Raw genomic sequence first — 25,673 nt, forward strand, 5'->3', positions numbered from 1 at the left:
AAGGATTATCCGCAGAAATGCCCTTATTTAATAGATGATTGCTTATGAAGAGAATAAGTTTCCCGACTGTGCAGATACAGGAATCTGTTTACTCATTGAGCAGGCACAAGTGTCCTCATATGCGAAAGATAAAGCGGGGATTTCATCTCTTACGCAGTTACGGATCGCCTGAAGGTCTTTTCTGAAAATTTGATCAAAAACTTTTAACCCTTTTCTTTTGAAAAGCTCTGATGGAAGTTCACTAATAATTTCTCCTGAATCGCTGACTTGCTTAATACCAATGATACAGTTCATTGCTATTTTTCTCCAAAATTCAATGTCATCGTCATAGCTGTTTTCATGTTGAATACAGTCGCGTAACGTTGGGGCCCTAAATTCAAACTGATTAAAAGTGATGCCGTCTAGTTCTGGCTCAACAAGTTCTCCTCTTTTTTTAGGAGATTTGTAGACATACCCTTCTGTAAGTTTTGTAGTCAACACATCAAACTCGCCATCTGCCTCGTCAATTTTTTCATAGTCTTCTTCCGAGTAGTCTATCTTGTGTAAGTCTACATCCATCGCTAGCGTTTTCGTGCAGTACTTACAAATCACTTCTTGATTTTCCAATAAGTCCTCCCACAAGTGTCTATGAATCTCTAGGAGCAGTGTATTTGCAACAGCCATAGGCATCGCTAATACTACTTGAGGAATTTTCACATCCCCACTTTCCGCGAATTTCTTGCGAACTTCTTCAGCACTTGAATGCCTCCCTAATTGGGAACACCCCGCACTGATCACATTAGCGAACCAAGAAAACGGTTTTTCTGAATTTCGCTTAGTGAAGATTTTTTCTGCAGCACCATTAATTGGTAGAAGAGTGGCCTCCTCTACTCTATCGCCCGAAAACGAATAGGTTACGTCTAGTTTAATTGTTTTCATTATACTTAGTATTTGACCTTAACTAAACAAAGCTGAGAAAAAAAATGCGGGGCATCAAGATTAGTTCTCGTCAAAATGATCATCAGCAAAAGCACCGTACTGCATTTGAAACTTATCAGTTCCTTGCACATCGAATGTGGGGTACGTTCTAGACTTAAAAGCAAACCCTTCAAGAATGATAACTCTTAAAGGAATTCCATGATGTTTTTTTGTAAGTCTTCCTGTAAGTTTCAGTCCTTTTTGGCATGCTTTAACGATACCTGCCAATTCAATATCTTCAGCTGTACCTTCTTCTGTTCGAGCAAGTGAAAGCTCCCCTAAATCAAGGATCTGATTTACGAATTTTTTCTTCTTGTTAGTACCCGCGTCTACAGTCTCCACATGCTCCATTGTTTCTTGAAGACCTGAGAGTGTTTCAAACCTGTAGTTTTTACCACCGCCTAAGACATTGTCTAGTCCAAGTGCTGATAGAACTGCCTGAGTAGCCGGAGAAGAAGAAATTTCGGGAGAAAGAGATAGTTCTAAAAACCATCCATTATTCACCATCAAATCCGCTGGTTTTGTTGACATAAGCTTAAATGTATTTGTGTGATTAATGAAGAATACTGCCGACTAAATGCCGATAGCCGACAGCGATTTCTTGCAAGTTTATTTTTATGATACGTTTAGGACACCATCATTTCTATTCAATGAGATGTTAGCATACTCCAATACCTCCGTTGGAATCCAATTTATATCGATGTTCTTTTCTTTTCTACTTTGTCCCACAGGATTATTTTGTTCATCCGAAACAAAGATGTATGCTTCTTCAAATGGAATAGAGTTTTCTAAAGCCCCAAGCTCATATTGTCTCTTGAAAAATTGACGTAAAGAAGTCTTTGCTTGCCCTACCAAATCTCCCGAATTAGAGGTTTGAGATAGCCATTGATAGTTTTCATCAATGTAATTGAGATAAAACATCGTTTGTCGTCTAATGGAAATTGACTGATGCAATTCAGCTTTCGACTGACTTCTAGACGAGACAACAAAGAATCCGTTTTTGTTAGTGTGACCAATAAAGTTTACACCGTATGCTTCCAAATACTTTGTATGTTCTTTTCTATCAAATGATTTTGTATCTACAGTAATCGCATTGATCCTTGCACCAACTCCTCCAGGTACAATATGTGCGTGTCCTCCTTGATTTTTAGATAGATGGATATAGGCTGAACCAATAATTGAAGATGCTGAAGGAATAATCTTCTTATATTTTCCATCTTGGATCGTCATCCACCCCACATACACCGCAGTATTTGAAAGGGATTCTCCACTATTCAAAGCATCGTTATAGGCTATAAAATCGCTTTCTCTTGCATTTTTTGGAGTATTGCAAACAAAGGTTACTCTGCCGTTTTCTAGGGCGTAGGCATTGCCATATTGAGCCATTTCAAGAGTCTGTACATCCGATAGGACTATTTGTACATCTTGACCATCAAAGAGCTTGAATCCTTTTTTCTCGTCATTTTCTACTACTCCTTCATAATCTGCTTCTGTTGGAGTAACATACAATCCCCCCGTCAGCATTAGAGTAACCTTACTCGTTAATGTGTGTTCTGGAGAATTAGCTTCTAGTAGTACATACTTTGAGGATTCAGAACGCTCAGAAAGTTCAATCATGTCTGATGCATAAAGGGTATCTACCACTACACCATCCTCGTACACAACCATCGCCCACTCTGAGGGAGAAGGGTGATCCAAGATAGACTGACTTGGAGGAAATACATCAACCATTAGTAGATTGCCATGCTCTCCTGGTGACTCCGTTCCATTAAATGCTGAAGTAACGGTAAATACCTTCAAAGGATCTACAGTTGTATTTGCTACTGAAACTACTAAAGCAATTGCAGTATTTGCTTGCGTGTGACTTACTGTAAGTGTATTTTTTGAATACGCATACGTGTAGTCTTCAAATACAGCTACAGCATTAACTTTCTGAGAGGTTAGCCATTCTGAAAGTCTTTTCACAAAATTGCTAATTGACTCTCCTTTCTGAGCTACAACTTCATGGTCTGAAGAACCGTCATTGATGATAACTTTATCTCCTTCTTCTAGTGCAGAAAAAGAGTATTTTTTTGAGGCTAATTTATCCGCTTCAACCGCCTGCAGTTCGTCTTCTACAACTGCTTGATCATTAATTGGAGCAACCGTATATGATGCCGTTGCTGCAGTAGATCCCTCTCCCGCTAAACGAATACCATACATGGTAACGCCATACTGACCTGCGTGTTTGTACATTGCTTCTACTTGCACATCCGCTTTGGTTGGGGATCCGACCCCAAAAACTTCTCTGTCTTCAGAAAGGGAAGTAATTTCGATAGGGACATTTACCGGCCCTTTACTTCTCTGCATTATCATTCCAACATTATGCTTAGAGACTCCCGCTTTTGGGGACGTTGCATTTGAAATGCCTTCTTGGAGATTTAACCCCAGTAATTTTTTTGACATATCTATTTTAAATTGAAGGTGATTTAATATTTAAGTTGATGTTTACTATAGATGGAACAAACTCTTCAGGTTGGCTAGGAGCAACCCACAGGAATACCGTGAAGTCTGCCACATGTTCAAACACCCCATCCGTAGTGTCTAAGTCCCTATAGTTTACTGTATATCGGCATCGGCACAATCCATAGTACTTAGTTGAGTATTCAAACCATCCCTCGCTACCAAATTTTTGAAGAAAAACCGTCTTAACTTGTTGATTATCTTCGTAACTAGATGTTATCGATTTGACATCAAACTTATACTCTATGTAGTAAGGGGACTCTAACAGTAGATTATTTGGAAGAATTACCTTTGGTGCAATCGAGGGCATGTTATGATACATTGTAGAAGGAGCTTGACCTCTAGGAATAATAAGCAAGCTATTAGCACTATAATCTTCAGCCGTCAGATTTTTGCTATCTCCTTTTCTTGAAAACTTTACCTTCAAGCTGAGTTGCTTTCCGTCTCTAGTAGCATCAAAAGGTTCATCGTGATTTTGACCACAAAACTGACTTGAAAAGAGTGCATCCCCTTCTATGAATTCATGTATCATTTAATGTATTTTTTTAGTCGATTGGCAGTAGTTAGTAATGCACCTCCTGTTTTTGTTTTGGAGAGTGATCTAACTCCTTTCCATATTTTTGATTTTAGCTTTTTACCCTTTGGATCATTGTTTAACCACTTTTTAGCAGTTTTTCCAAGTGTATTAGAGGCACTACCTTGATCGTCTTTATAACCCATCGCAGCGCCAACAAAACTTCCCGCTTTTCTGCCAAGAGCCCCTTTCGCAAAACCTGTAACTGTCTTCTTATTTATAAAATGAGACTTGACTGTTTTCTTATTTCCACACTTCCTTTTGTGGGACCTTACGATTCTACCTTTTCTGTAGTGTGATTTTACTATAGTATTCATCAGCGTTTCTTTTTATTTTTCATAAGCATAGCCCACTTTTCTTTTTGGCTAGCTCTGGATGAATCATTTACATATTCGGCGCCCTTGGTTTGATTACCTGTACCAAAAACCTTTTCATGGGATTCTGGTAAGGTTGCTTTTTGAACACCTTTATTTATACTGCCAAGACTTGCAGGGGAACCCTTTGGTGGATCATATAAACTTTCGATCATTTTTTGAAAGTTGAAGTCTTTACCATTTGCTCTTGCATCCGTAAGCATATCCTGCAGGGGCTTTGTAGTAAATCCTTCTCCTGTATAGGCTACACCGGAATGTTTATTAAGTTGTGCTAATTCAGACATACGTCCTCTTGCACCAATGGACTTCGTTATGCTTGAATCACTACCTGGAAGTTTAATCTTTGTTTTTAGCGCGACAGGCATTGCTAGAATAATGTCAGTTTCTTTATCACGCAGTCTACCAAGGTCGTCCGTATAGGAGTTTGTAAAATTATTTGACCCCGCTATTTTTCTGAAGCTCCCTCCTGACGTAGTAAATTTATTATTGAACTTATTTATAGTACTGCCAATCGCATTATCAAGAGAGTGTCTATGTTTATAAGCCAAGCCACTACCAATAAGAATACCGCCAATCTTTGCTCCAAGTCTTAGGTATTTTTTATTCTTCTTTGTAAACTTTTTGGCATGAGAAAGTTTCTCATTCAAAGACTTAAATTGCTTACGAAAATGAGATCTAACTTTTACAGTTTTTCCTTTTCGATAATGTGATCTTACTACTATCATTAAGAGTTAAACTTTCTTCTAATTCTTCTTCCTCTAGCTTTCACTCTAGCATTAATTGTGATCGCAGGTTCATTATATTTAGCCTTCCATCTTTTAGACATTCCACTACTAAAATTTTTAGCATTAACTACAATTTGAGCTAGATGTTCTTTTGCTTTTACAGGCTCCGTAAACGCTAACTGATTATATTCTTTCAGTACTTTATCAGGGCTTTGTGTTGAGGAAACTCCTTTACTAAAAGCTCTTAGTGAAGACCTGCTAAGACCTTTTCTTGCACCATGAACAAATCCAGAATTAAATCCCCTGTCTGCTCCATATTTATAAGCCCCCGCTGTTGCTGCAGATAAGGCAAGTACTCCTGCTCCTGCTATACCAATAGCTTTTAGATGTCTTTTAAAAAAGCTTTTTTTAACGGCTCTTTTGTGTGATCTAATGATCTTACCTTTTCTGTAGTGGCTCTTAACTATGATCATCGCTTTCTTATTTTACGAGGCTTATTTCTTGCAGTCAGTCTTGCATCTTTTCTATTCTTGAAGATGTTGCCTACATAAGAGGCAGCTTCTGATCTATCCATCTTTCCCGACTTAACCGCAGCATTAATGGCTTTTACATTCTTCAAGTCATCTGAAGAAATTTTGCCTACTGAGTTTTTATAGCTAGAGATGTTATTGGAATCTAATCCAATTACTTTTTGAGCATACATATCAGAATTTCTTAAATACTTTCTTTTTCTGTACCCTCCGTCCATCCAAGTAAGGGAGTTGCTTGACTTACCTTTACTTGTGTTTCTTTTTGCTACCTGCTTACTGCCCTCCATTAGATGATCAGCGTTAGCTCCATCTCTTTTTAGGTTAATCCACCCTTTATTATAAGCTAAAGCACCCGCAGCTGCAGAACCAAGAATCGCTCCTCCAATTGCAAGCTTACCTTTATGCTTTTTTGCGAATTTTTTAGTAGCTGAAATTGCTGAACTAAGACGTTGTTTAGTCGATCTTTTGTGAGACTTAATGACAGCTACCCCACCTCCGCTTTTTTTACGGAAGTGGGATTTTACAATTACTGTTGCCATAGACTACTTCTTATTTCTTGAAGCTCTTTTCTTTTTAAGGTATGATAGCTTAGCACCTCGCGCTGCACCTCTAACTTTACCATACCCTGACTTAACATCGCCTGCGATACCTTTTGTCAGTCCACGACCCGCACCTTTTGCTGCACTTACAGCTGTACCAAATCTGCCTTTTCCTGCAGCCTTTGCAGAGAACGCACTAGAGAGTGCTTTACCTGATAATCCATATCTTTTGTTTGCACCGTAAGCTGCTGCACCTAAAGCTGCTGCTGCTCCGATACCGCCTGCAATTTTACGTTTGTGTTTACCTGCAAATGCTCCAGCTTTACCTACAGCACCTTTTGCTTTAGTATACATCCCTTTAGCTCTTTCTTTAAGGGATTTTTTTGAGCGTTTATGAGACTTAACAACAGACATCTTACCCGATGCGGATTTTCTGTAATGTGACTTAACCGTAGTTACCATTTTTTTATTATCGTTTAATTAGTTTTGAACCATACTTGACAGCATTTTTTGTGATGCCATCTATCGCTTTTCCTGTGACAACTCCACCAACAAGACCTCCAATTGGAGAGGCAACAAATTTGTTAGCACTCTTCCAGGCTTTGTTTCCTGCTTTCTTCAGTTTCGCTCGAATCTTTCCCCGTTTATGGGATCGAACTACACTAACTCCACCCGACTTGCTTTTTCTGTAGTGAGATTTTACTGTAATCATATTTGAGCTATCTAATTGCACTTCCTACCGTTGAAATACCTACACCTGCAGCCATTGCCTTTATTGCACGCTTTTCTTCTTTTGTGTAAGCATTCCATTTTGCTTTAAAGATGTTTTGCCCTGAATCCCTATTCTTTGTATAGCGCTCCTTATGTGCTTTTCTTGCATCGAGGTGTTGACCAAAACCTGCTCGGATAAAATTCTGGCCTTCTTTTCTTCGCTTCAGGTAGTACTTATTCAGCTCGTCTCTTTGTGCCATCCCTAGGTACGCACTACCACCCGCTGTAGTTAATCCTCCCACCACCTTTAGACCGGTAGCTACTCCTTTTCGGAAGTGGGATTTAATAGTTTTAGAATCTCTTTTGTGAGACTTTACAACAGAAACTCCACCGCCTTTATTTTTTCGATAATGTGATTTTACTGTAATCATCTGTGTGCTTTTTGTTTTTGTGCCTTAATTCCATCAGCTAGGATATTTATTCCATACTGACCATACTTTTTTACTGAAGGGATGACTGTATTATTTATCGTAGGAATCAGTTTACCTTTTCCGTGTGAGTATCCTAAACCAAGTAAAGCCCCTGTCTTTAGGTTGCTATAGAATCTCTTTCTCTTTTTTTCAGATTCAGAAAAAGGGTTGCCAATTACACGCGAAACAAAATGACTTCTGACAGTTGTTCTCTTGTGAGATTTTATGACTGAAACCCCACCTTTGCGTTTTTTACGAAAGTGACTTTTTACTATTGTCATTTTTTTCTTGTATTAAATATTCCCTTACCTATACTTTCAGACAATGCGCTTGAAAATTCTGATGGTAACTTTTTTATGTCATTGCGTAGTTTGACTCCACCAGCTCCTAAAGCAGCTCCCCCCAAAAGTGCTGCTGAATGTGTAAGCTTACTTTTATGTTTTTTAGCAAAGTCTGTAACTCGTTTTTTTAGTGATCGCTTATGTGATCTAACAAGCTTACCCCCACGGAAATGTGACTTGACCGTTATCATATTCGTAAGTGATTTTCATGTGAAACATTCGGGATCGATTGAGAAGGACTTTTTGAAGAAAATTCATCTCTTCTTTTTTGAAGCAAAGCACTTACATAAAAAATTCGATCTAGGAATTTTGCGTGAGGTAAGTGTCCTAAAATTGCTCGCTTTACAGGGCTAAATTTTCTAACAATAGAATGTCTAGATCTGAAGTGTGATTTAACTACACTAACTCCTCCTTTTTTCTTCCTTCTGTAATGTGCTTTTACTGTTGCCATTAAACCCCTCGTTTTACATACACCATCTTTCCAGATGCAGCACGAACTTTCTTACCCATTCCCTTGTTTGCTCTGGAGTAGCTTTTTACGTTTGAAGCTTTACGGGTATAACCTCGGACGGTTACTACTTTACCGTTTTTCATTTTTCGCTTGTGAACACCAACTTTGTTTGCTTGGCGTTTGTACATTCCGACTTTTTGCATGTCTATTTTCTTTTAAATCTTTGAGAAGTTTTTCAATGAGTACCCTTATATGTTGCATTAGATTGTAAAGTGATCAGCAAACAATTCTTTTGCGGACTGTTTTGATCCAGACTTTTTTCGCAACTTCTTCATGGCCTTCTTACCTTCTTTTGTATTCTTGCTCCAAGTGTCTGTTGGTTTGCTCATTTTCACTTTTTCAGAATCTACGATGTGACCCAATTCGTGCCTAAGAATCTTCCCAAAGTTCTCCCCGCTTTTGCCGATTTTATTTACATCCATGTTTAGCTCATGACTAACTGGCTTCATCTTTTTTTCATCGACTTTAGTAGCCACATGTGCAAGACTAGTACCCTCTGCCTTATGGTTTAGATTAACCTTTATAGGAGTTTGAATACCGTACTTGTTTTGAACTTCACGTACATGGCTTCTAACTGTAGCAAGTTTTCCGTTCTTCTTCTTGAAGTGAGATTTTACTCGAACAAATCTTCCCATTATTTTCTGCTAAGGGGCGTATTATTCTTAGGGTTCAACCCTAAAGCAACTGCATTTTCGAAGTGTGCTTTTAGCTCTTTCCTGACTACTTCTTCAAGTTGCTTTTTCATGTCGGGCAACGTTTCATCCAAAGTGGGGCGCCAATGGGGCATTCCATGTGGGCGTTGCTTAAAACCGTATTCTAATTGTAGTGCTAGCTTTGAGAGGGGTATTTTTGAACGGGGATGTTCGCCCTCTTTTATACCAACTGCATAAAATCCGTCAGTATCACTTTTGGTTACTTCTAGTGAGTTGATATAAGATTCTGTATCTATGAGGGGGGTATTGGATTCAGAACCTCTTGCTGTTCGCTTTTTTAGTGTTGATTCGTTAAGCTCATATCCAAACTTGTTGCTTTGGAGATTTGCTTTAAGTTGTTTTATGTATGCTTCAGCATTAAGTTTAGAGACTTCTTTAAGTCTATCTTGTAGCTCTTTAGGCAAGTTAGCTAGTTCATTGCGCTCTTTCAAGCTACTAGCTATTTTTTCAACTTCTTTTTTTTCGGATGCTTTAGAAAACTCTGTTTTAGTCGCCTCCGATTTCTTATGAAACGTTTCTTTTTCAGCTTTCGCTTCTTTTTTAAGTACTGTCTCTTTTGTACGAAAAAAGGTCTTTGTAAGCGATGAAGCTTTATCCAAAGACCTTTCCATATTCGAGAACAGTTTTTCAAGTGTGTGTAAAAAACTACTCATTGTATAACTGTTTATTACTTTCTAGTTCAATTCGAATAGCCAAGCAAGAATTATATAGTTCATCCTCTAAAGTGATTTTCGGGGAGAAGTACTCTTTACCTAAAAATTCAACTCTGAGGTTTTTATTGTCAAGGCTAGTTGACCCTATTATTCGGTTTAATTGTATAGGAGAAATCATGATGTCTGCTGTAGAACTTGAAAATCTACCTTCCTCCCTACGCTCCTCTTGCTGTGATTGTTTGTTATATAAACAATTTATCGTATACGACTTTTCTACTACTTCTACTTCTCCAATAAAATTTTTAAATCCATTTTCTGAAGGAAGTGCTTTTCGTATATGAAGACGAACAGAAAAAGGGGAATTTTCAACCTCCTTATGCACTCTTGATTGAAGTGCTAAAAACCGCTGTAGTGTGAGAGAGTTTGTTATCATTCGTTGAATATTGTATGCGATGGATCAAGAAGACCTCGTGTATAAGGAGAAAGCGTATATGGATACGAATCGAAATGAGCTAAATAATTCGAAGTCTTCTCTAATTGAGTATCACTAACCCTCAATACATCTGGTCTTAATGAAAAATCTTTATATCGTTGCTCAACTATACCTCTCAAATGCAATTGCAGTCTATACCAAAAGCTAGACTCATCACCAAAAACGTTTTCACTGCCAATTTTTTCTATTCTAGCAAAATCTTGCGATGAAGGATTTTCTGATAAAGATAGGTTGCCAATAGTAGCATTGACTGTCACATCCGTATTTACAGGATTTTGAGTTATTCCATTTTTTGTAACTGAAACATCTAATGACATTGTTGCTTTTTCTGCAACCCTTCTCTTCTCTAACAATCGATAAGCACACCAAGTAGCAAAGTGACCTACAGGAAAAAATCTACCAAGTTCGTCAAAGATTTCTTCTGTTGTAGTACTTAGTATCTGTACGTCATGCACTTCAATAAACCATGCTAATACTTCTGCAATCGTGCTTTCACTGAAGAAGTTTTTTTTATAAAAAGCATAAGGACTATCTATGCTAACATCAGATACTTGAACAAGGTCGCTACATAGATCCGTACTTGAATAAAAACTTGGCCCAAGAGACAGAACAATATCAGGAGCTTGAACAATGAGTACGTTTATCAAATCTATTACAGGAGTCTCAGGACTGAAATCCAGAATTAAATAGTCGCCACCCCCGTTTACAACTTTCAACATGTTGTCTGAGATTGTAAGAACACCTTCATTATGCTGTATATGTCCCAAATTTGTGACAAAACGATCATAAGAAAGTTCTCTTACTGATGTAATAAATTTCTGATACAACGTACTCATGTTTTATCTATCTGCTAATGATCTGCACATGTCCTGAATAAGCGAACACTGAAGCAACATTCGAAGGTAATATGACAGCTTTACCAACTTGGCTAGCTGTGATATTATAAGTCGTTTTACCCACAGTTGCCTTTAAAGGCTTGCGGACAAGAACCTCCGTTTCTCTTTTTACTTTAGGCTGTACAACTGCACTCACAGGGCTTGCAATTGGTTTAGCTTCGTTTGATTCAGGAACAACGGGAACTGTATCCATAGAGACAGCTTCCTGTGCTAGAATTTCACTTTCTTTTTCAGCAATTTCTTTAAGAAGAGTTTCCTCTTTCTTAGACTTGTTTGGTTCTTTTCCAAACAGCTCCACGTACTTATCGGTTACTTCTTTAGCGATACTCATGTGAATTAATTAGTTACAATTTTTGCGATGTTTTTTTCTTCGATCAAGCCCGTACCCCAGATAGCATACCAAGCTAGACTTTTGATTCTTCCGAAATCACTAACACCCGATTCACGAATTTGTGGCATTAAACCCCAAGCATTACCATAAGCATTCTCGCCAAAGATAACTGCTTCGGATACTCTGTCAGAAGGAGCCGTTACTCCATACTTCGTTGCATAAGCAGCGGGATCATAAACAGGCATTTGAGTTGTCTCAAGGAAGACTACACCCTCATAAGTGCCTATTTCACCTGAAAAAAGTTGACGTGTACCAGCATATTTATTCGCCTCGATCCATCTTGAATCCTCGCGTAATTGCCTTAACTGCCTTGGAGATGCGATACATACGTAGTACTCTCCATTGAACTTAGGGGCATCATTAGAGGCTAATAGTTCAACTGCATCTAATACAGAATTTGAATCAAAATTATCTGATCCCGATAGTGATGCAAGATCGGCTTTACCACCACCATACAATACGTTTGGTGTAGATGTTACAATATCTCTCAACTCACTATCTAGAGTTTTTGCCATATCGTTTGAAAGAGCAATAGTTGCCTCCTCAATCAAATCAAACATGGATACACGTAACTTAAACTCTGAGAGTGTTACTGCATTACCTTTCTCTTGAACCGTAATTCCAATTTCACTGGAACTAAGTGCTTGAGATGAAATTGTAGCGTGTTCATCCAATGTGCCACCACTAACGCCTAAATCATCAAAACGAGTGAAGATTACCTGCTTACCTGGTGCAGTCATTAAGTTTGTTTTCTCCTTAGCAAATTGAAGAAACTTCAGTCGTGGTTGTGCATGATATAAAAGCTCACGCGAGTAAACATCACGAACTGCTTGAGAAAGTACCGTACCATTTGTGCCTGGGCTTGTAGCGTTATACCCGCCTTGGATAGCAGAAGAATATGCTTGACCGTTACTATTAACGAAAGACATCTTAGATTAAATATTTGTGTGTAGAACTACCCTCCGTAATTCGCTGACATCTGCGCTCGTACTGATGCTAGAGCAGCTTCACGCACATTGGCGTATTCTGGAGAGTCCCCCCTCATACCTGGAGCGATCAGTTGGTTCTCGGTTGGTGTTGTGACAACGGACTGAACGGGCGGGTATGGGGCTTGCGCTTGAGGAGTCTGATACATTTGAGCAACAGATGGTTGCTGCGGTTGTTGTGGTTGAGCTACTGCTTGTTGTGTAGGTTGTGCAGTTGGCTGTACTCCTTGTTGCGGTTGTTGTGGTTGAGCGTTGTTGTACCTCGCTCTCGCCATTTTTGAGGCTTCAACTGAAGCATCGATTTCTTGAGGTGTTCCTCCCATGATCATTTCGGGAATGATCTGATCACCGTATTCTGAAATCTTTTGCTGTCGGTAGTTCTCAATCTGTTGGTGCTGTACTGACTGTAGCGTTTGAGTAAGTGGGGCTACTGTTGCCTGTAAAATATCATTTACTTTACTAGCTACGATTTGGTCCAAGTTTTGATTTGCAGCGGGGATTTGTTGTACTGTAGGAACAGTCTCTACCCCTTGCTGTGGTTGAGTCTGGTTGTGATTCTGAGGTTGTGGGGATTGAGGAGGCTGAACCTGTTGGTTAGTCGCAAGTTGAGATCTAAGATTGTTGACCGTATCATACATTCTATTTTTCTCTACTTGTCTTTGACTATTCAGATAAGCTTGAGCTTGATCTAAAGGAACAGCTTGGCCGTCGAGCATAATTGTTTGAACCTGTTGTGGCTGTGGCGGTGTTGGATTCTGTTGTGGTTGCGGAACTGTATGTGTCACGTTCTGCGAAGTGTTGCTTTGAATCTGTTGCTGAACCTGTTGGCTCGAAGCTGACGTTTGAACAGGGGTAGTCCCTGTAGTCTGTACAGATTGTGGTGGATTAGGTGTTGCCGTGGGTTGTTGTGCTGTATTTTGTGACATGCTTTTGACTAATTATGCTAAAAGATTATTTGTGATACTCAGTGTTCGGGTAGTGAACATTTGGGTTACGCAATTGTGCGTTCAATCGGCTTGATGCTTCAGGCTTAATGCTGTTTTCCATCATGTGCTGATTTCCCAAAGGAGCCTTTACGTTATTCACGAATGCTCCCGAAGTTTTTTTACCATCAGCTTTCACTTTTGCCGCAAGTGAAGAAGCTGCATCATATTCGTTTCTCATGACTTAAAATATTTGTGTGGATTTTTTAGTCTTATAATACAAAGCTGACTAGTAAATTGCAGACCGTCAACAAGAACTAAAAAAACCTTGCAAAAAAATTACAAGGCTTTAATGATCTTATATAAATTAACTTACTATGTTTATTCTTCTTGCGGGGGGGTTCCCGAGGATTCTAATTCCCTCTGTTCCACTAATTTTTGTGCTTCCAACTCTTTATTGAAAATTGCCATTTCTTTCTGTTGATCATTGGAAAGCTTGTTTTGTTTCTCGGCAACTTTAAGTTGTTCTGCATTTGTAAACTGAGTTTGTCGTATGTTTCTTTCTTCCTCAGCTATTCTTTGTCTGTGCTGCTGCTCTTCTTGATAATTCATTTGTCTAAGCTGCTGCTCCTCCTGTAAGCCAGCTTGGAATATTGCCATTTCTTTCTGCATATTTTGCTGCTCAATTTGCAGTTTGAGTTGCATTTCTTGTTGAACTTCCTGCATTTTCAACTGAGCTTGCTGCTGTATCTCCTGTAGCTTGATTTGTTGCCTTTGCTGAAGTTCTTGCATTTCAATCTGCACCTCAGTTTGTACCTTTTGCTGCATATTGGCTCTCTCCGCTTCTACTTCGGCCTCCGCTATCTTTTCATTTTTCCACTCTTGCATCACTTCTTCTGCGTTATTTACACCCAGATTATTCATGATTCTTTTCTTTGAATTGATTCCAAGTTGAAGCTCTGTTTGTGCAACTTGAACTTCTTGGATCTTATCTTGAGGGAAACCGTATTCGAAGACAGGCTCTATCTTATATTCATTTTCAAAAAGAACACTTTCTATAGAGTCTAGTTCTGCAATTGTTTTCTTGATATAGGGAACATTGCCCCCCATAATTCTCGAAATTTTGAAAGCTAATGCATTAAGACTTGCAATACCTTCAGCATAGCACATCCATTTTTGATCCGCTTCCTGAATAATCGGGTGATAGGTTAGCTTAAGAGCTGCTGCAGAAGTATTGGATATAGCTTGAATTTTTCCAAGCGAATTTTCGGGAACATTCGAAAGTTCATGCATCGACATTTTCAAACTATCTCTATAGTCTTTTGCTGCCGAAAGATCTACATCCAATCCCAAGTTAAATACCTGTGCTTCGGGCGGAAGTCCTGACCAAACTTTTCCAAGACCACGAACTAATCCTCCAACGCTTGCCCCTGTAACTACAGTCGTTGGGCTAGAGTGATAATCAATTATGGCTTTAATATCCAAGGACATTTCGTTATAAATCTTATTGATTTTTAGGATGTCGTTTGCATCGGATACTCCAAAATAGTGTCCTGCCCTCGGTCTATTTTTTATATGGACTATTGGTATAAATCCAAACTTATTCTCTGCCTCGCTGAATTCATACTTTTGGGGATTGACGTAAGAGGTATCTATTTGGAACCAAGTCTGAATCGTTTCTTTGGTAAACCTTGTAATCTTTAGTTTATAGTTGTTTTTGTTTTTTACTAAAGGCTGACGAATCATAAAAGCAGTTACATCGTCAAACTCCCCCTTATCAAATTCGGGGTAACAATGTCTACTATCTAATACAGAGAATTTTACATAATTCATGTCTGGGACCCATTGTGCCATCGCCCAAACATCTCCGCAAACACTTCCCATCTGAAGCAGTTCATGTGCAAAGATCGCTTTGCCTGTCAGTTTCCAATGTCGAAGTAAAAACTGTTCTGCTTTTCTCTCTATATCTTCATCCACTACATCAGTAGAGTACTTTGTCACTTTGAAAGAAAAACCATTTTTACCAAGAAGGTACATATTGATCTTATCTACAAAGGCTTTTACATAGTTAAAAGCAAGAAGTGTTTCGTTCAGATCTTTCCAATGTTCACCATTATAGAACTTCCAAAAAAGATTGTATCGTAAAATTCTTTTTGTTTCTGTTTCCGGTGCGCCCGCAATAAAAGTAGAACTTACATAATCACGAAGTATAGTGCTGCCCTCCTCATTAACCTTGTTATAAGGGTTGACAGTCACTTTCTGATTAAGTGCCATGTTTTAAAATATTTGTGTGGAAACCCTATACAGCTACTTTTGCCGATATAGCTGGGTGAGGGTTGTAATCGTTTAAATGAATTTGATTGAAATCTAAATCCTCGATGTTTGCGTTTTTTTCAATGTCAAGGGATAGTGTAGGTAGTTGCCGTTCTACTCTACTTAAGACTTCCTTAACCTGATTAATGTGATTGCTATAAATATGAGCATCGCCAATTGTGTGTATAAATTCACCGACTCCATACCCACAAATTTGTGCGATAACATGCGTAAGAAGAGCATAACTAGCGATATTGAAAGGAACGCCCAAAAAGAGGTCGGCTGATCTTTGGTATAATTGGCAAGATAGTTTTTTGTCTTTCGAAACATAAAATTGAAAAAGTAGATGGCACGGAGGCAAGGCCATTTCTTGCAAGTCCGAAACATTCCACGAAGATACAATATGTCTACGACTTTTAGGATCTCTTTTCAAATCATAAATCAATTTTGAAATCTGATCGTATTCGATACCTAAATTATCTCTCCAGCTCCTCCACTGCTTACCGTATATTGGTCCCAAGTCTCCAAATTCATCCGCCCACTCATTCCAAATACGTACACCATTTTCATTCAGATACTTTATGTTGGTATCCCCCTTCAGGAACCAAAGCAATTCATGAACGATGCTTTTCCAATGCAGCTTCTTAGTCGTCTGTAATGGAAATCCTTTATTCAAGTCAAAACGCATTTGATAACCAAAAACAGAAAAGCAACAAATACCCGTCCTATCTTCTCGTAACTCGCCATGCTCTAATACATGGCTTAACAATTTGTGATACTGCTCCATTATAATCCTTTCGCTACAGCTCTGCTATGTGAATCTACCATAATAGATTTTTGATGTGACAGTTCTGATTGAGTATAAAACACTTTAGCAAATTTTGAGGTATGTGTAATTGACTCTGCTTCTTCTACCCCCCTTGCCATCATGCATGTGTGTCTTGCCGAAACCATGACAGCAATTTCTCCATGTCCCAGTATCTTAGAAAATACATGATGAATAATCTTTGTTAGATTTTCTTGTGTGGTTGGTTGCTTTGCAAGGTATTGTATCAGTCTAGGTATTTTTGAAAGACCAAGTATCAATCCATTTTTTGGGTTGTATCCAAAACTAACTTTACCAAAGAAGGGCATAAAGTGATGCTCGCAGTAAGAGTAAAAACGAATATCCGATAGCATTACAAACTCAGCATTAGGTTCTTTAAATGCCGTTATTTTAGGTACTTTGGTAGGATCAAGACCGTGGACTAATTCATTGGTGAAGAACTTTGCTATTCGCTTCGGGGTATCTCTCAACCCTTCCGACTCTGCGTTTAAGCCAAGCGTTTGTATGATACTCAGTACAGATGCTTCTATCTTTTCTTGAGGAGAAATTTTAGTTTCTTCAGCAACGGGATTCTTAGCTTTTTTCTTTTTTGTTTCTTTCATTTTGTCGAGTTTTTAGAAGTAAATTAATATCAGTATCAGTACTTTCTAGAAAGAATCTAGACACTAATGCTAGTATCTCTGAGCAACTGTATGACAGCTCATAAAAATGTCTTCCCGTATTGTTTTTATACAAGAAGATAACTTTTGTGATGTAATCGCTTATAACTAAATCACTGAAAGTAATGCATACTTTCTCACTGTGAGAAGCTTTTGCACTTAATCTAAGTACAGTGTTTAATGCATATAATTCTGCAAGACATAAAACAACATCAACGAATAACCTTTGTAGCTGTTCTTTACCTTGGGCTTCGAGTATATTTTGATTTAAAACATCAAGCTCCTGCAGAACTTGTGTAGTATCTCTGAGATATGGTAGCCCCTTCATCAAATTCTGAAATTTGAAGGATAGATAATTGTTCCTTGGCATTACTTAATCCGTTTAAAGTTTGTAAGTTTCTGTTCTAAGTTTATCGAATCTCTGCAGGGGTACGATGCTTTGCGATCCACAAGCCTTTGACCTGATGCTTCGCTAAGATATTTCACACAACTTTCGATTCCCTTTTCATTGTATATTTTATAGCATTCTCTAAGTTCATCTAATGTCATGTTCTCTAGTTTATTCAAGTTCTTTGAATATCCTCCAATTTTGTTTTTGACATTACTGTTTAAATAGGGAGAGATAACGCGTTCTAGTTTTCTATACAATAAGTATTCTTGACATGTTGACATGGTATTAATGAGAAAGGTTTGAGTAAATAGATCTTGAATTTTGCAATTCAGCATAAAGAGGATTATCAACAACTTCAACTTGATAGTCACTGCTCTCAACCATGATACTATTGCCTGCAAGTACCATAAGTCCGAGAGAATCCACGTAGTCATCGAACGTTCCCCTGTCTTTTTCCAAGATCAAATAAGACCCCTCATACCTTTTCGTAACACCCTTCAGTTGGTCTTCAAATTTAGTGAATTCTTCTGAAGATCGTGTGGCTTTGTTAGCAGGAAATTCAATACGTCCACTTTCCATATCGTTTGATAAGGATACCCACATTTCGGATTTGCTTTGTTGAGTAAATGTGTAAGGAACAACCTCAACAACTTCCATCAAGGCATGCGTAAGTCGATCAACTACCGCTCGCCCAACTCCGGTATAATCCGCGTATAGGATACAAACTTGAAAAAGCTTTAATGCATCAAGCAGTGCGTAGTGCTGTTGCTCGTAGTCCATGTTTCCGAAATCGTACCATCGTAGGATCTCCTTTTTTCTGATAGGTAAAGCAAATTCTGATTCTCCTTCCTGGTCAACTTCCTTCACTCTAGCTATAGTAAGGACAGTAGATGCAGGATGTTTTGCAATGTCCAATCCTGCAACAACTACATCTCCATCATTTAAGTAGGAAGCCAAACCTTTACGACCATTAGCCATTTTCTTAAAAAGAGAGTCCGTTACAAACTGACCACTTTCTAACGCCCATTTTAACTCATAGTTTAGTTCAAATGCTTCAGTATCTCCCCTACGCTCTGCTCTCGCTTTTTCATTCAATACAGACTTTTCATAGAAGGAGTGCATTCTTACTTTCGTCTTCTCGTAAACTTCTTTTTTGTATTTTGAAACCTGTTTCCAATTGAATTCAAAATGCAATTTTAGTCTTGGGTCCTTAATTCTTGTAGACCTTTTTGAGTTGTACTGTATGTCATCCCAGAAATGGTTTTTAGTTCTACCTGTAGTACCAATTTTTACACAGCATCCACCAACAGCACTTAGCATTGGCATAATGGATTTATCTATTATCCATGTATCCACATCTTGAGCCTCGTCTATGAATGCGATTGAGAATGACTTACTTTCAATTTTTGATGTTTTACCACAACTCTGCCCTTTCATGAAACTACCATTTGATAGATTCAGATTTACCGAACTTGTATTCTCTACATCAATGTCGGGATCTGCCATGATCTCAACTGCCGACTGGCTATTGAGGGCTTTCATAATACGTTGGTAACTTGTAGAAACCTGTTCTTTTTGGGGTGCAAATAGTCCAACCATAACACCGTCTTTAAACTGTGAGAAGTATTCCGGTAGAATGTTAGCCATTGCAGGGAACAGCACTGTAATGGTGGGAACAAGAAAAACGATTGCCTCTGTCTTTCCTGCTTGTCGGCTGATCAAAACCGTAAAGGTTTCTCCATCAACCTTCAGAAGTGAATAGATTGCCCTGAAAACTATTAAGAACTGATAGTAATATAATTCGATACCCGTTAATGCCTTTCCGAATTCGATTATATTTAATATTAGTTGAATTAAGTCATCATCCGCCAGATTCTTTGCCGTATCCTCTAGCTTCTTTTTTGACTGAGCTTTCAGACGTACTCTATTGCCGCGAGCCGTCTTCATTTAAATTTAATTTAGATTTTAAATATTTGTGTGTTTCAGTGAGTTAAACCGTCCTTATCCGATTTATTCACCTAATTCAAATATAGAATAAAATTTAATATTATCCGAGTGTCATAATTTTTGTATATTGCTCGTATACTACATATTTCTAGTAATAGTAAGTTGCTATCAATAACCAAAAACTTACTATGAATATTATCAAATTAACAAGGGAACACTTTTAGAATGGGGTGTTCAAAGATTAACGAAAATGAACAAAATTGTTAGACTGTACGTGTACGAATCTGATCTACTCGACTCTGAATATATTCGAACAGAATTAGAGGAAGGCGTGCTACTTCGAATTAAAGAGTCTAAGCGACCAAGCACCGCATTTGCTTACGACCTTGTAATGCTTCAGTACGAACATAGAAGATATGATGTTTGTGCAACTAAGCAAGAAGATGGAGACAGATTGCTATCTTTCGAAATTTCAAATCATGGGATTAGAAGCAACAAAATGAAAACTAGTGACATTTTACAGTTCACTAAAAACTACTCGCACGCTAATTAACTGCGTACCTGTATGTTCAGGAAAAAATATTAAAAAAATTTTTCAGTTGTCTAGGGCAGCCGATCCCAGGCGCACGATGCGCGTTTAACGGGGGGGGGTCTTATTTAGGACACAAAAAAGCCATGCGCCGACTAAGGTACATGGCTTCTTTTATTTTTTAAGGAGCGCTTATTCAGTAACTACTTCTAGATCACCGCTAAATCTTATTTCATTCTTGCGCATCTGAAGATGTGAAGATTTAAGAGCGCTTATCAGTTCAAATGAAAGCGGGTTCTCTTTACCGCTTACTTCTTTAGTAAACTGATCTAGTCCAATAATACGCGCGGCATTTTCACCGCCATATCTGACACCAACTTGATTGATATTAAAGTCGTCATACTCTGGCGCGTCGTTAATACCGACTTGGTCGGCGCGCGAAACTACATCATGTTCGCAATGAACATCAGATACAGAAACCGCATATTTGATATGCATATTCTCTTTGGTTAGGTTAGCTACTTCTTTTTCTGTAAGCTCTCTGAGCGTTACCATTCTTAGCGCATTTCTGTACGCGTATACGAGGCACGCGTTTTTTGAGTGCGAATGTGAAGAGTCGCAGAACATCACGCTTTTAAAATTCTCATGCTCTTGTATGTGATGCATAAAATTATGCATCATAACTTCTTCCAACTGCGCTTCACTAAGCTCTTCAACGGGTACGCCATTATGGGCGCTTTTTAGCAATTTATCTTTAAAGACAATATCGGTTACTGCTACATTTCTGATCGAGCGCACTTGTCTCGATAAAATATCCGACTTTATTTGCTCTATATCGTTAGACTTTAAAAAATCATCTGAATACAGTTCTTTAGCTTGTTCATCTAAAGTTTTAGAACGGCTTTCTTGTGGTCGCGCTTCCATCTCTAGTGCGTACACTGACTCCAATGTATACTCCAAGGATTCGTTTTTAGCGCTAATAAATCTACTCTGCTTTGATATGGTTTCTTTCTTTTCGAAACAATTTCCAAAATAAGGGAAGACTGCTTCAGTCAACCACTCATTGAATACTTGTTTTTTTCCAGCTACTGTTTTTAAAGGAGCATCTTTCGCTTTTTCAATCGACCATAGGATAAAGATTGCGCTTACTGCTTTTGCTTTTAAATCTTTTAACAGTGGTTTGACTGTTTTGGTGAACTCACTTTTAGTTCTTTCATCAGGAGCAAGCGCTCCGAAGTCAGCTAATGCATCTGTAATAGATGCGTTGTTTAAATACTCAACAAGTCTAGTTTTTACTTGAATCAATCCGATTTTAGCGATGTATTTTTTATTGTTTTCCATAATACTAAGCGCAGTAATCAACTGCATATTTTTAAGTTTTGAGAAACGAGAACGGTTGATGATGTCGCGCTCGTCATTGGTGTTGTTGATCTTAAATGATCATATTATAATATAACAATTATCAACTAATACACAAATATTTTTTGAATTATTTTTATATTTTTTCATATAGTATATTTAATAAATATGGATAGTATATGAGACTAAATTTTAAATACAGTATACTAAAATCATTATTTAAACATACACTAAGCAACTTTTTGAAATTCACACACCTCACTCCGATGCATGTACTCGCGTGCTAAACTCCTTACCTTTAAATTGTACTTTTCTAATATACGCGCCTAGATTCCCTACACATCCTCAACAAAACAATCTTTCGTCAATCCTAAATTCCTCCAAATACATTTTATTCCTTCTCGCGGATCCACCTCCACCTCACCAAAGAATATTCTGTGATGCCTTTGCCCATATTCCCACACATGCGGGACAGCCTAAATGCTCCATACCTCCCATAACCTCCTAAAAATCAAGGCGTTCACTTCTCTCCCGCCTAACACACACGCAAATACACAAAGAGATAAAAGACTATTAAGAAGCACACTCACCCATTTCTCTCTCTATTTCACTGTTATTAATGCTATTTCCTATATAAAGCTATACCTTTTTCTCGCGCGAAAATTTTAGCCCCAACAACCGACTTATATAAGTTTCCTAGATTAAGGGCATAAAAAAAGACACAACTCATAGAACTGTGCCTTTTATACATGTGATTTTCTTAATAATTACTTCTGTGAACGTTAAGCATAACTTGCTATTGCCTTTATGTAGTCTACATCCTTCTTTTCCGCCAAATTTTTGACTGAAAGAAAAACACCGCTCAAGGAGCAATGCCTTTCTATTCTTGTTCATTAATCTTCATTAATCATCTATACCTTATAGGGGAGTCTATGGACTAACATTCTAGAACATCTTCCGTCTTCCCCTTTTGCTTTGGAGTGGTCCCACAAATACAAAATGAATATTACGCTGCTATCCTCAGTTTTTATATGGATAGTTGCACTCCTATTCTCTGTAAGAGTGTACCTTCTTTTTCCGCCAAATTTTTCTTCTTGTTTCTTTGTAGGCATGGCTAGGCCATCCTTATCCAAATACCACATCTCAGGATAACGTTCCTCGCGAGTCTGGTATGACCAAACATGCAAGGGCATCCCTGCGGGTTTTGTACTGATAAGATTTTTCATGTACTCGTATTGAGTACTAATTGTGCTAAATACTTTTGTTAAATCAATAACCTCTTTTGTAGTTGATTCCATAATGTTTTTTAAGTTTAATAATACTTAAATCTACATTGGGGATTCATGAAATCAATGCCTCTTATAAATTACTATTCAACCGTTTTATTTCTGTTTATTTTTGTCGTGAGTAGATTTTATTTAGTAGTTGGAATATTTATACATTAAAAGTTTTTAAAGCTTATACGAGCAAATATAAAAGCTTTTTCAAAATAATTATAATTATTTCTAAAAGTATAAAAAAAAGACACATTTCAGTGAAACATGCCTTTAAAGTAAAAGTATTACTCTTGTATAAGTTTATATAAGTCCTTCGTCTGCAAACGAGTAGTATCCTTGATCACTGATTACCAAGTGATCTAACACGGGTAGTTCTAGATATTTCCCCGCTGCTTTTATTTTGTTCGTAAACTGTATATCAGCCGAGCTTGGCTGAAGATTACCTGAGGGGTGATTGTGCACTAAGATCACCGAACTTGCCTGTGCGACAAGTGCGTGACCGAAAACTTTTTTGGGGTCTGCTGACGTTCCTGCAATACCACCAATGGATATAGTTTTCACCCCAATCACTTCGTTGGCTCTGTCAATTAAGATTATTTTTAGGGACTCATAAAAAGCTATGTCGTCCCCATAAAACGGGAGAATAATTCTATATCCGTCCTTAGATGTTCTAAGCCTTCCAAGTGACTTTTCTCTGTTTATCTCATAGGAGTATTTCAACTCCTTTATCATGAAGTCTTCCATTATGCTCTCTTTACCTTTAATGCTGTAGACAAGTTCTTGCTACATGTTTTTAAATCTTTTAGTGTACCTTCATTGATGCGATTTTTTCGCTTCAATGAGTCTTCGATTAGTCTGAGAGCGTGGGAGCCTCTATTTATGTATAGAGGGTTGGACTTCTTAAGTCCTTGGACAGCTGCTTTTGCCATTGCTATCCTTTTTTGGGCGATAACCTCTTGTAGAGGAGAAAATGCTTTCTTCATTTAATTTTAAGTTTAATATTTGTGTGTATCGTAATATTAAGCATATAGGGGATCTCGCAGCACACCTCTAGCAGATCTGAAAAGGCACAAAAAAAGGAAGCACAAAAGCACTCCCCTTTCTCTACTGATTTATCATGCCTAATAAATTTCTTTTGCTAGTTCTTCTAACTCTTTCGAGTTGAGGATTTGTTCAACTTTTTGATCGACCTCTTTTTGGGTCAACCTTTTTAGCTGGTCTATCATTTTCTCTGTTGACAGCACCTTTCCATTGCTAAGAATAAACTTGTCTTTTGACAGTGGTGATACAACCACTCCCCCATACTTAATTGATAGTGGGTACTCTTTGAACTGTAACTTCTCTCCATTAGGTGAGATTCCTAAATCTTTAAGTGTTCTTTTAAGTAGGCTTAATGCCTTATGTGCTTCAGGAAACTTTACCTCCAGACCATCTTCCACGTTTTTATCCTTAACTATTTCGGGATCAAATGCGTGATCATGCAAGGCACTAATCCAATCAGTATATTCCTGAGTAATTCCGTTGGTTGCAGCTTTTAGTAGTTTTGTTTTGTTTCCATACTGACTTCTGACGTTGCCATTTTTCTGAACCTGGTAACTGTTGCCATTGCTTGAGAGGTAAGACACCCCCTCATATAAACCATTAATTACTTTCGGGAATTTCGATACGATTCTCCCTGTTTCTAAACTTTTGTATACGGGCATTTCTTCATCAAATCGCCCTGTCCACTCTAAGTTGAGTGCGACCATTAATCGAAAGTTCAATTTTGGGAACTTTTGGCCTTCACGTTGGGAGACTATAGGTTGGGGTGACATTACCCCATCGTACCAAAGTGTTTCAATCTTATCCTTAATATGGGTTAGGTCTATAGCTTTTTTTCGTTTCTCATAGGTACGATTTACAAAGTAATACCGTTCCTCGATTCCGGTTTCTGTATGCTCCACCTCCAACACTCGCTTGTTGTGGCTCATGTTAAATCTAGGGTTATGTGGATCTGATTTAATCCTCTCGATTAAGTAATCCAATGTTTTGGCGGATTCTTTGTAATCAACTACGGCCTTTTGGTAGGCTGTTCTGTTGCAGATTTCAAGCTGTTTTTCAATCCTTTCGTCAGTAAAAGACTGAACTTCTTTTTCTAGTTTTAGTTTAAGGGCTAAGAGGCCGTTATCTGCCTCAAGATTCTTTTTCACTTCCATTTCGAAAGTGTTCTTAGGGGACTTTCCTTTTTTAAGATTTTCTTTTACTTCCTCTACTCTTCTTAGGTAATCCGTTACGTTCATGACTTTTAAATTTAAATTAAAATATTTGTGTGTTTCTATATATGTAAATGTAAGGGTCAATTTTTCACGTTGGTATGCCTAGGAAAACTCTGTAGAAGAACAAAAAATCACTCCACAAAGTAGAGTGACTTTAAGTAAAAAAATGCTATCTAGAACCTCACTACAGTAAGCACTTCGGAGTCAATAAATAACTCCTGTATTCTCATTCTTGCTTCTTGATAATTTGTATACTGTTCGGGGTGTATTAGTAAGTCCCCTTCCACGTTTTCAATTTCGTACTGAAACTGAGTTTTCTTTTGTGGAAATTTTAGGAGAATGACTCCTTTCCCCTTCAATTCAAACTCAAGGCAAAGACCATATCGCCTTAATTTTTTGTCTTTAATTTTAATACCAATCATAATTAACGGTTACTGACATATGAAACAATCACAAGGACTTCCTCGTTTTTATCGAAATTTTCTTGGACGTTTGGAATTAACGTCTTTCGGTAGACACTTCCCTTAGTAATAAACGAAGTGCTTTCTAAACTATAATTGAGGACTTTCTCCACAAACTCCTCTAGTAATTGAAGCCATCTAGCGTATGACTTCTCCATCGAGGTTTCCCACTGATTCGAGAACTGACGGGATAGTTCACAACTTACCCGCTCAGCTTCACTCTTAAAGCCTAGCTCTTTGGTATCCTTTCTCCAGTATTCTTCATTTTCGGAGAAATCATTATCATGTTCTAGGATTCCCAGAAACATGTCGGGTTTTTGGGGTAGCACAACTGTATTAATGATGTGCATTTTGCTATACCTCATGT

General features: G+C 38.0%; 35 protein-coding genes. 2 read left to right on the top strand and 33 right to left on the bottom strand.

What is annotated here, in order from left to right; translation table 11 throughout:
- Positions 1-42: 42 nt before the first annotated feature.
- The 27 genes from HGP29_RS26905 to HGP29_RS27045 all read right to left on the bottom strand — a co-directional run bounded on the left by HGP29_RS26905 (position 43) and on the right by HGP29_RS27045 (position 19,425).
- Positions 43-918 (bottom strand): hypothetical protein, encoded by an 876-nt coding sequence (locus tag HGP29_RS26905; protein ID WP_168885574.1) that lies wholly within the window; start codon positions 916-918, stop codon positions 43-45.
- A gap of 60 nt (positions 919-978) precedes the next feature.
- The gene (locus HGP29_RS26910; protein ID WP_168885575.1) at positions 979-1,488 is read right to left on the bottom strand and encodes a hypothetical protein; all 510 of its coding nucleotides are present in this window, start codon (positions 1,486-1,488) and stop codon (positions 979-981) included.
- Positions 1,489-1,572: 84 nt separating this feature from the next.
- Complete coding sequence (locus HGP29_RS26915; RefSeq protein ID WP_168885576.1) at positions 1,573-3,402, bottom strand: hypothetical protein; 1,830 nt, start codon at positions 3,400-3,402, stop codon at positions 1,573-1,575.
- Positions 3,403-3,409: 7 nt separating this feature from the next.
- Positions 3,410-3,991, bottom strand: coding sequence for a hypothetical protein (locus tag HGP29_RS26920; protein WP_168885577.1), 582 nt, complete (start codon positions 3,989-3,991; stop codon positions 3,410-3,412).
- Positions 3,988-4,350 carry a hypothetical protein gene (locus tag HGP29_RS26925; protein WP_168885578.1) on the bottom strand — a complete coding sequence of 121 codons (363 nt, stop codon included), beginning with the start codon at positions 4,348-4,350 and terminating at the stop codon, positions 3,988-3,990. The genes HGP29_RS26920 and HGP29_RS26925 overlap by 4 nt, the downstream gene beginning before the upstream one ends.
- Positions 4,350-5,132, bottom strand: coding sequence for a hypothetical protein (locus HGP29_RS26930; protein WP_168885579.1), 783 nt, complete (start codon positions 5,130-5,132; stop codon positions 4,350-4,352). The genes HGP29_RS26925 and HGP29_RS26930 overlap by 1 nt, the downstream gene beginning before the upstream one ends.
- A complete protein-coding gene (locus HGP29_RS26935) occupies positions 5,132-5,605 on the bottom strand; it encodes a hypothetical protein (protein ID WP_168885580.1) in 474 nt (157 codons plus the stop codon). The genes HGP29_RS26930 and HGP29_RS26935 overlap by 1 nt, the downstream gene beginning before the upstream one ends.
- Positions 5,602-6,201, bottom strand: coding sequence for a hypothetical protein (locus HGP29_RS26940; RefSeq protein WP_168885581.1), 600 nt, complete (start codon positions 6,199-6,201; stop codon positions 5,602-5,604). The genes HGP29_RS26935 and HGP29_RS26940 overlap by 4 nt, the downstream gene beginning before the upstream one ends.
- A gap of 3 nt (positions 6,202-6,204) precedes the next feature.
- Positions 6,205-6,663, bottom strand: a complete 459-nt coding sequence (locus HGP29_RS26945) for a hypothetical protein (protein WP_168885582.1) — start codon at positions 6,661-6,663, stop codon at positions 6,205-6,207.
- 7 nt (positions 6,664-6,670) lie between these two features.
- Positions 6,671-6,913, bottom strand: a complete 243-nt coding sequence (locus HGP29_RS26950; RefSeq protein ID WP_168885583.1) for a hypothetical protein — start codon at positions 6,911-6,913, stop codon at positions 6,671-6,673.
- A gap of 7 nt (positions 6,914-6,920) precedes the next feature.
- Positions 6,921-7,343, bottom strand: a complete 423-nt coding sequence (locus HGP29_RS26955) for a hypothetical protein (RefSeq protein ID WP_168885584.1) — start codon at positions 7,341-7,343, stop codon at positions 6,921-6,923.
- The gene (locus tag HGP29_RS26960; protein WP_168885585.1) at positions 7,340-7,663 is read right to left on the bottom strand and encodes a hypothetical protein; all 324 of its coding nucleotides are present in this window, start codon (positions 7,661-7,663) and stop codon (positions 7,340-7,342) included. Before HGP29_RS26960 ends, HGP29_RS26955 begins: the two co-directional genes overlap by 4 nt.
- Before the next feature lie 247 nt (positions 7,664-7,910).
- Positions 7,911-8,174, bottom strand: a complete 264-nt coding sequence (locus HGP29_RS26970) for a hypothetical protein (RefSeq protein WP_168885587.1) — start codon at positions 8,172-8,174, stop codon at positions 7,911-7,913.
- Positions 8,174-8,362 carry a hypothetical protein gene (locus HGP29_RS26975; protein WP_168885588.1) on the bottom strand — a complete coding sequence of 63 codons (189 nt, stop codon included), beginning with the start codon at positions 8,360-8,362 and terminating at the stop codon, positions 8,174-8,176. Before HGP29_RS26975 ends, HGP29_RS26970 begins: the two co-directional genes overlap by 1 nt.
- Positions 8,363-8,434: 72 nt before the next feature.
- The gene (locus HGP29_RS26980) at positions 8,435-8,869 is read right to left on the bottom strand and encodes a hypothetical protein (RefSeq protein WP_168885589.1); all 435 of its coding nucleotides are present in this window, start codon (positions 8,867-8,869) and stop codon (positions 8,435-8,437) included.
- Positions 8,869-9,600 (bottom strand): hypothetical protein, encoded by a 732-nt coding sequence (locus HGP29_RS26985; RefSeq protein WP_168885590.1) that lies wholly within the window; start codon positions 9,598-9,600, stop codon positions 8,869-8,871. Before HGP29_RS26985 ends, HGP29_RS26980 begins: the two co-directional genes overlap by 1 nt.
- Positions 9,593-10,033 (bottom strand): hypothetical protein, encoded by a 441-nt coding sequence (locus tag HGP29_RS26990; protein ID WP_168885591.1) that lies wholly within the window; start codon positions 10,031-10,033, stop codon positions 9,593-9,595. Before HGP29_RS26990 ends, HGP29_RS26985 begins: the two co-directional genes overlap by 8 nt.
- Positions 10,030-10,929 (bottom strand): hypothetical protein, encoded by a 900-nt coding sequence (locus HGP29_RS26995; RefSeq protein ID WP_168885592.1) that lies wholly within the window; start codon positions 10,927-10,929, stop codon positions 10,030-10,032. Before HGP29_RS26995 ends, HGP29_RS26990 begins: the two co-directional genes overlap by 4 nt.
- Positions 10,930-10,936: 7 nt before the next feature.
- On the bottom strand, positions 10,937-11,287 hold the full coding sequence (locus tag HGP29_RS27000) for a hypothetical protein (protein WP_168885593.1): 351 nt from the start codon (positions 11,285-11,287) through the stop codon (positions 10,937-10,939).
- Positions 11,288-11,325: 38 nt separating this feature from the next.
- A complete protein-coding gene (locus tag HGP29_RS27005; protein WP_168885594.1) occupies positions 11,326-12,309 on the bottom strand; it encodes a N4-gp56 family major capsid protein in 984 nt (327 codons plus the stop codon).
- A gap of 26 nt (positions 12,310-12,335) precedes the next feature.
- On the bottom strand, positions 12,336-13,151 hold the full coding sequence (locus HGP29_RS27010; protein WP_168885595.1) for a hypothetical protein: 816 nt from the start codon (positions 13,149-13,151) through the stop codon (positions 12,336-12,338).
- 166 nt (positions 13,152-13,317) lie between these two features.
- On the bottom strand, positions 13,318-13,530 hold the full coding sequence (locus tag HGP29_RS27015) for a hypothetical protein (protein WP_168885596.1): 213 nt from the start codon (positions 13,528-13,530) through the stop codon (positions 13,318-13,320).
- Between the two features lie 140 nt (positions 13,531-13,670).
- Positions 13,671-15,563 (bottom strand): phage portal protein, encoded by a 1,893-nt coding sequence (locus HGP29_RS27020; RefSeq protein ID WP_168885597.1) that lies wholly within the window; start codon positions 15,561-15,563, stop codon positions 13,671-13,673.
- A 25-nt stretch (positions 15,564-15,588) separates the two neighbouring features.
- Complete coding sequence (locus tag HGP29_RS27025) at positions 15,589-16,389, bottom strand: thymidylate synthase (protein ID WP_168885598.1); 801 nt, start codon at positions 16,387-16,389, stop codon at positions 15,589-15,591.
- Complete coding sequence (gene folE, locus HGP29_RS27030; protein ID WP_168885599.1) at positions 16,389-17,030, bottom strand: GTP cyclohydrolase I; 642 nt, start codon at positions 17,028-17,030, stop codon at positions 16,389-16,391. The genes HGP29_RS27025 and folE overlap by 1 nt, the downstream gene beginning before the upstream one ends.
- A complete protein-coding gene (locus HGP29_RS27035; RefSeq protein WP_211093432.1) occupies positions 17,002-17,415 on the bottom strand; it encodes a hypothetical protein in 414 nt (137 codons plus the stop codon). Before HGP29_RS27035 ends, folE begins: the two co-directional genes overlap by 29 nt.
- A 348-nt stretch (positions 17,416-17,763) precedes the next feature.
- Positions 17,764-19,425 carry a phage terminase large subunit family protein gene (locus HGP29_RS27045; protein ID WP_168885602.1) on the bottom strand — a complete coding sequence of 554 codons (1,662 nt, stop codon included), beginning with the start codon at positions 19,423-19,425 and terminating at the stop codon, positions 17,764-17,766.
- A 250-nt stretch (positions 19,426-19,675) separates the two neighbouring features.
- On the opposite strand from HGP29_RS27045, the gene HGP29_RS27050 reads away from it, so the two are divergent.
- Positions 19,676-19,978 carry a hypothetical protein gene (locus HGP29_RS27050; protein ID WP_168885603.1) on the top strand — a complete coding sequence of 101 codons (303 nt, stop codon included), beginning with the start codon at positions 19,676-19,678 and terminating at the stop codon, positions 19,976-19,978.
- A gap of 168 nt (positions 19,979-20,146) precedes the next feature.
- Here HGP29_RS27050 and HGP29_RS27055 read toward each other — a convergent pair whose 3' ends face one another.
- The 3 genes from HGP29_RS27055 to HGP29_RS27065 all read right to left on the bottom strand — a co-directional run bounded on the left by HGP29_RS27055 (position 20,147) and on the right by HGP29_RS27065 (position 23,334).
- Positions 20,147-21,322 (bottom strand): hypothetical protein, encoded by a 1,176-nt coding sequence (locus HGP29_RS27055; RefSeq protein ID WP_168885604.1) that lies wholly within the window; start codon positions 21,320-21,322, stop codon positions 20,147-20,149.
- A 902-nt stretch (positions 21,323-22,224) separates the two neighbouring features.
- Positions 22,225-22,506 carry a hypothetical protein gene (locus HGP29_RS27060; RefSeq protein WP_211093433.1) on the bottom strand — a complete coding sequence of 94 codons (282 nt, stop codon included), beginning with the start codon at positions 22,504-22,506 and terminating at the stop codon, positions 22,225-22,227.
- 384 nt (positions 22,507-22,890) lie between these two features.
- Positions 22,891-23,334, bottom strand: coding sequence for a JAB domain-containing protein (locus tag HGP29_RS27065; RefSeq protein ID WP_168885606.1), 444 nt, complete (start codon positions 23,332-23,334; stop codon positions 22,891-22,893).
- A 75-nt stretch (positions 23,335-23,409) separates the two neighbouring features.
- Between HGP29_RS27065 and HGP29_RS27070 the strand changes: the two genes are divergently transcribed.
- Positions 23,410-23,577, top strand: coding sequence for a hypothetical protein (locus tag HGP29_RS27070; protein ID WP_168885607.1), 168 nt, complete (start codon positions 23,410-23,412; stop codon positions 23,575-23,577).
- 134 nt (positions 23,578-23,711) lie between these two features.
- On the opposite strand, the gene HGP29_RS27075 is transcribed toward HGP29_RS27070, so the two are convergent.
- The 3 genes from HGP29_RS27075 to HGP29_RS27085 form a co-directional block, all read right to left on the bottom strand.
- On the bottom strand, positions 23,712-24,869 hold the full coding sequence (locus HGP29_RS27075) for a hypothetical protein (protein ID WP_168885608.1): 1,158 nt from the start codon (positions 24,867-24,869) through the stop codon (positions 23,712-23,714).
- 149 nt (positions 24,870-25,018) lie between these two features.
- Complete coding sequence (locus HGP29_RS27080) at positions 25,019-25,267, bottom strand: hypothetical protein (protein ID WP_168885609.1); 249 nt, start codon at positions 25,265-25,267, stop codon at positions 25,019-25,021.
- Positions 25,268-25,269: 2 nt separating this feature from the next.
- Complete coding sequence (locus tag HGP29_RS27085) at positions 25,270-25,671, bottom strand: hypothetical protein (protein ID WP_168885610.1); 402 nt, start codon at positions 25,669-25,671, stop codon at positions 25,270-25,272.
- Positions 25,672-25,673: the final 2 nt, after the last annotated feature.

Source organism: Flammeovirga agarivorans (assembly GCF_012641475.1).
Lineage (GTDB): Bacteria > Bacteroidota > Bacteroidia > Cytophagales > Flammeovirgaceae > Flammeovirga > Flammeovirga agarivorans.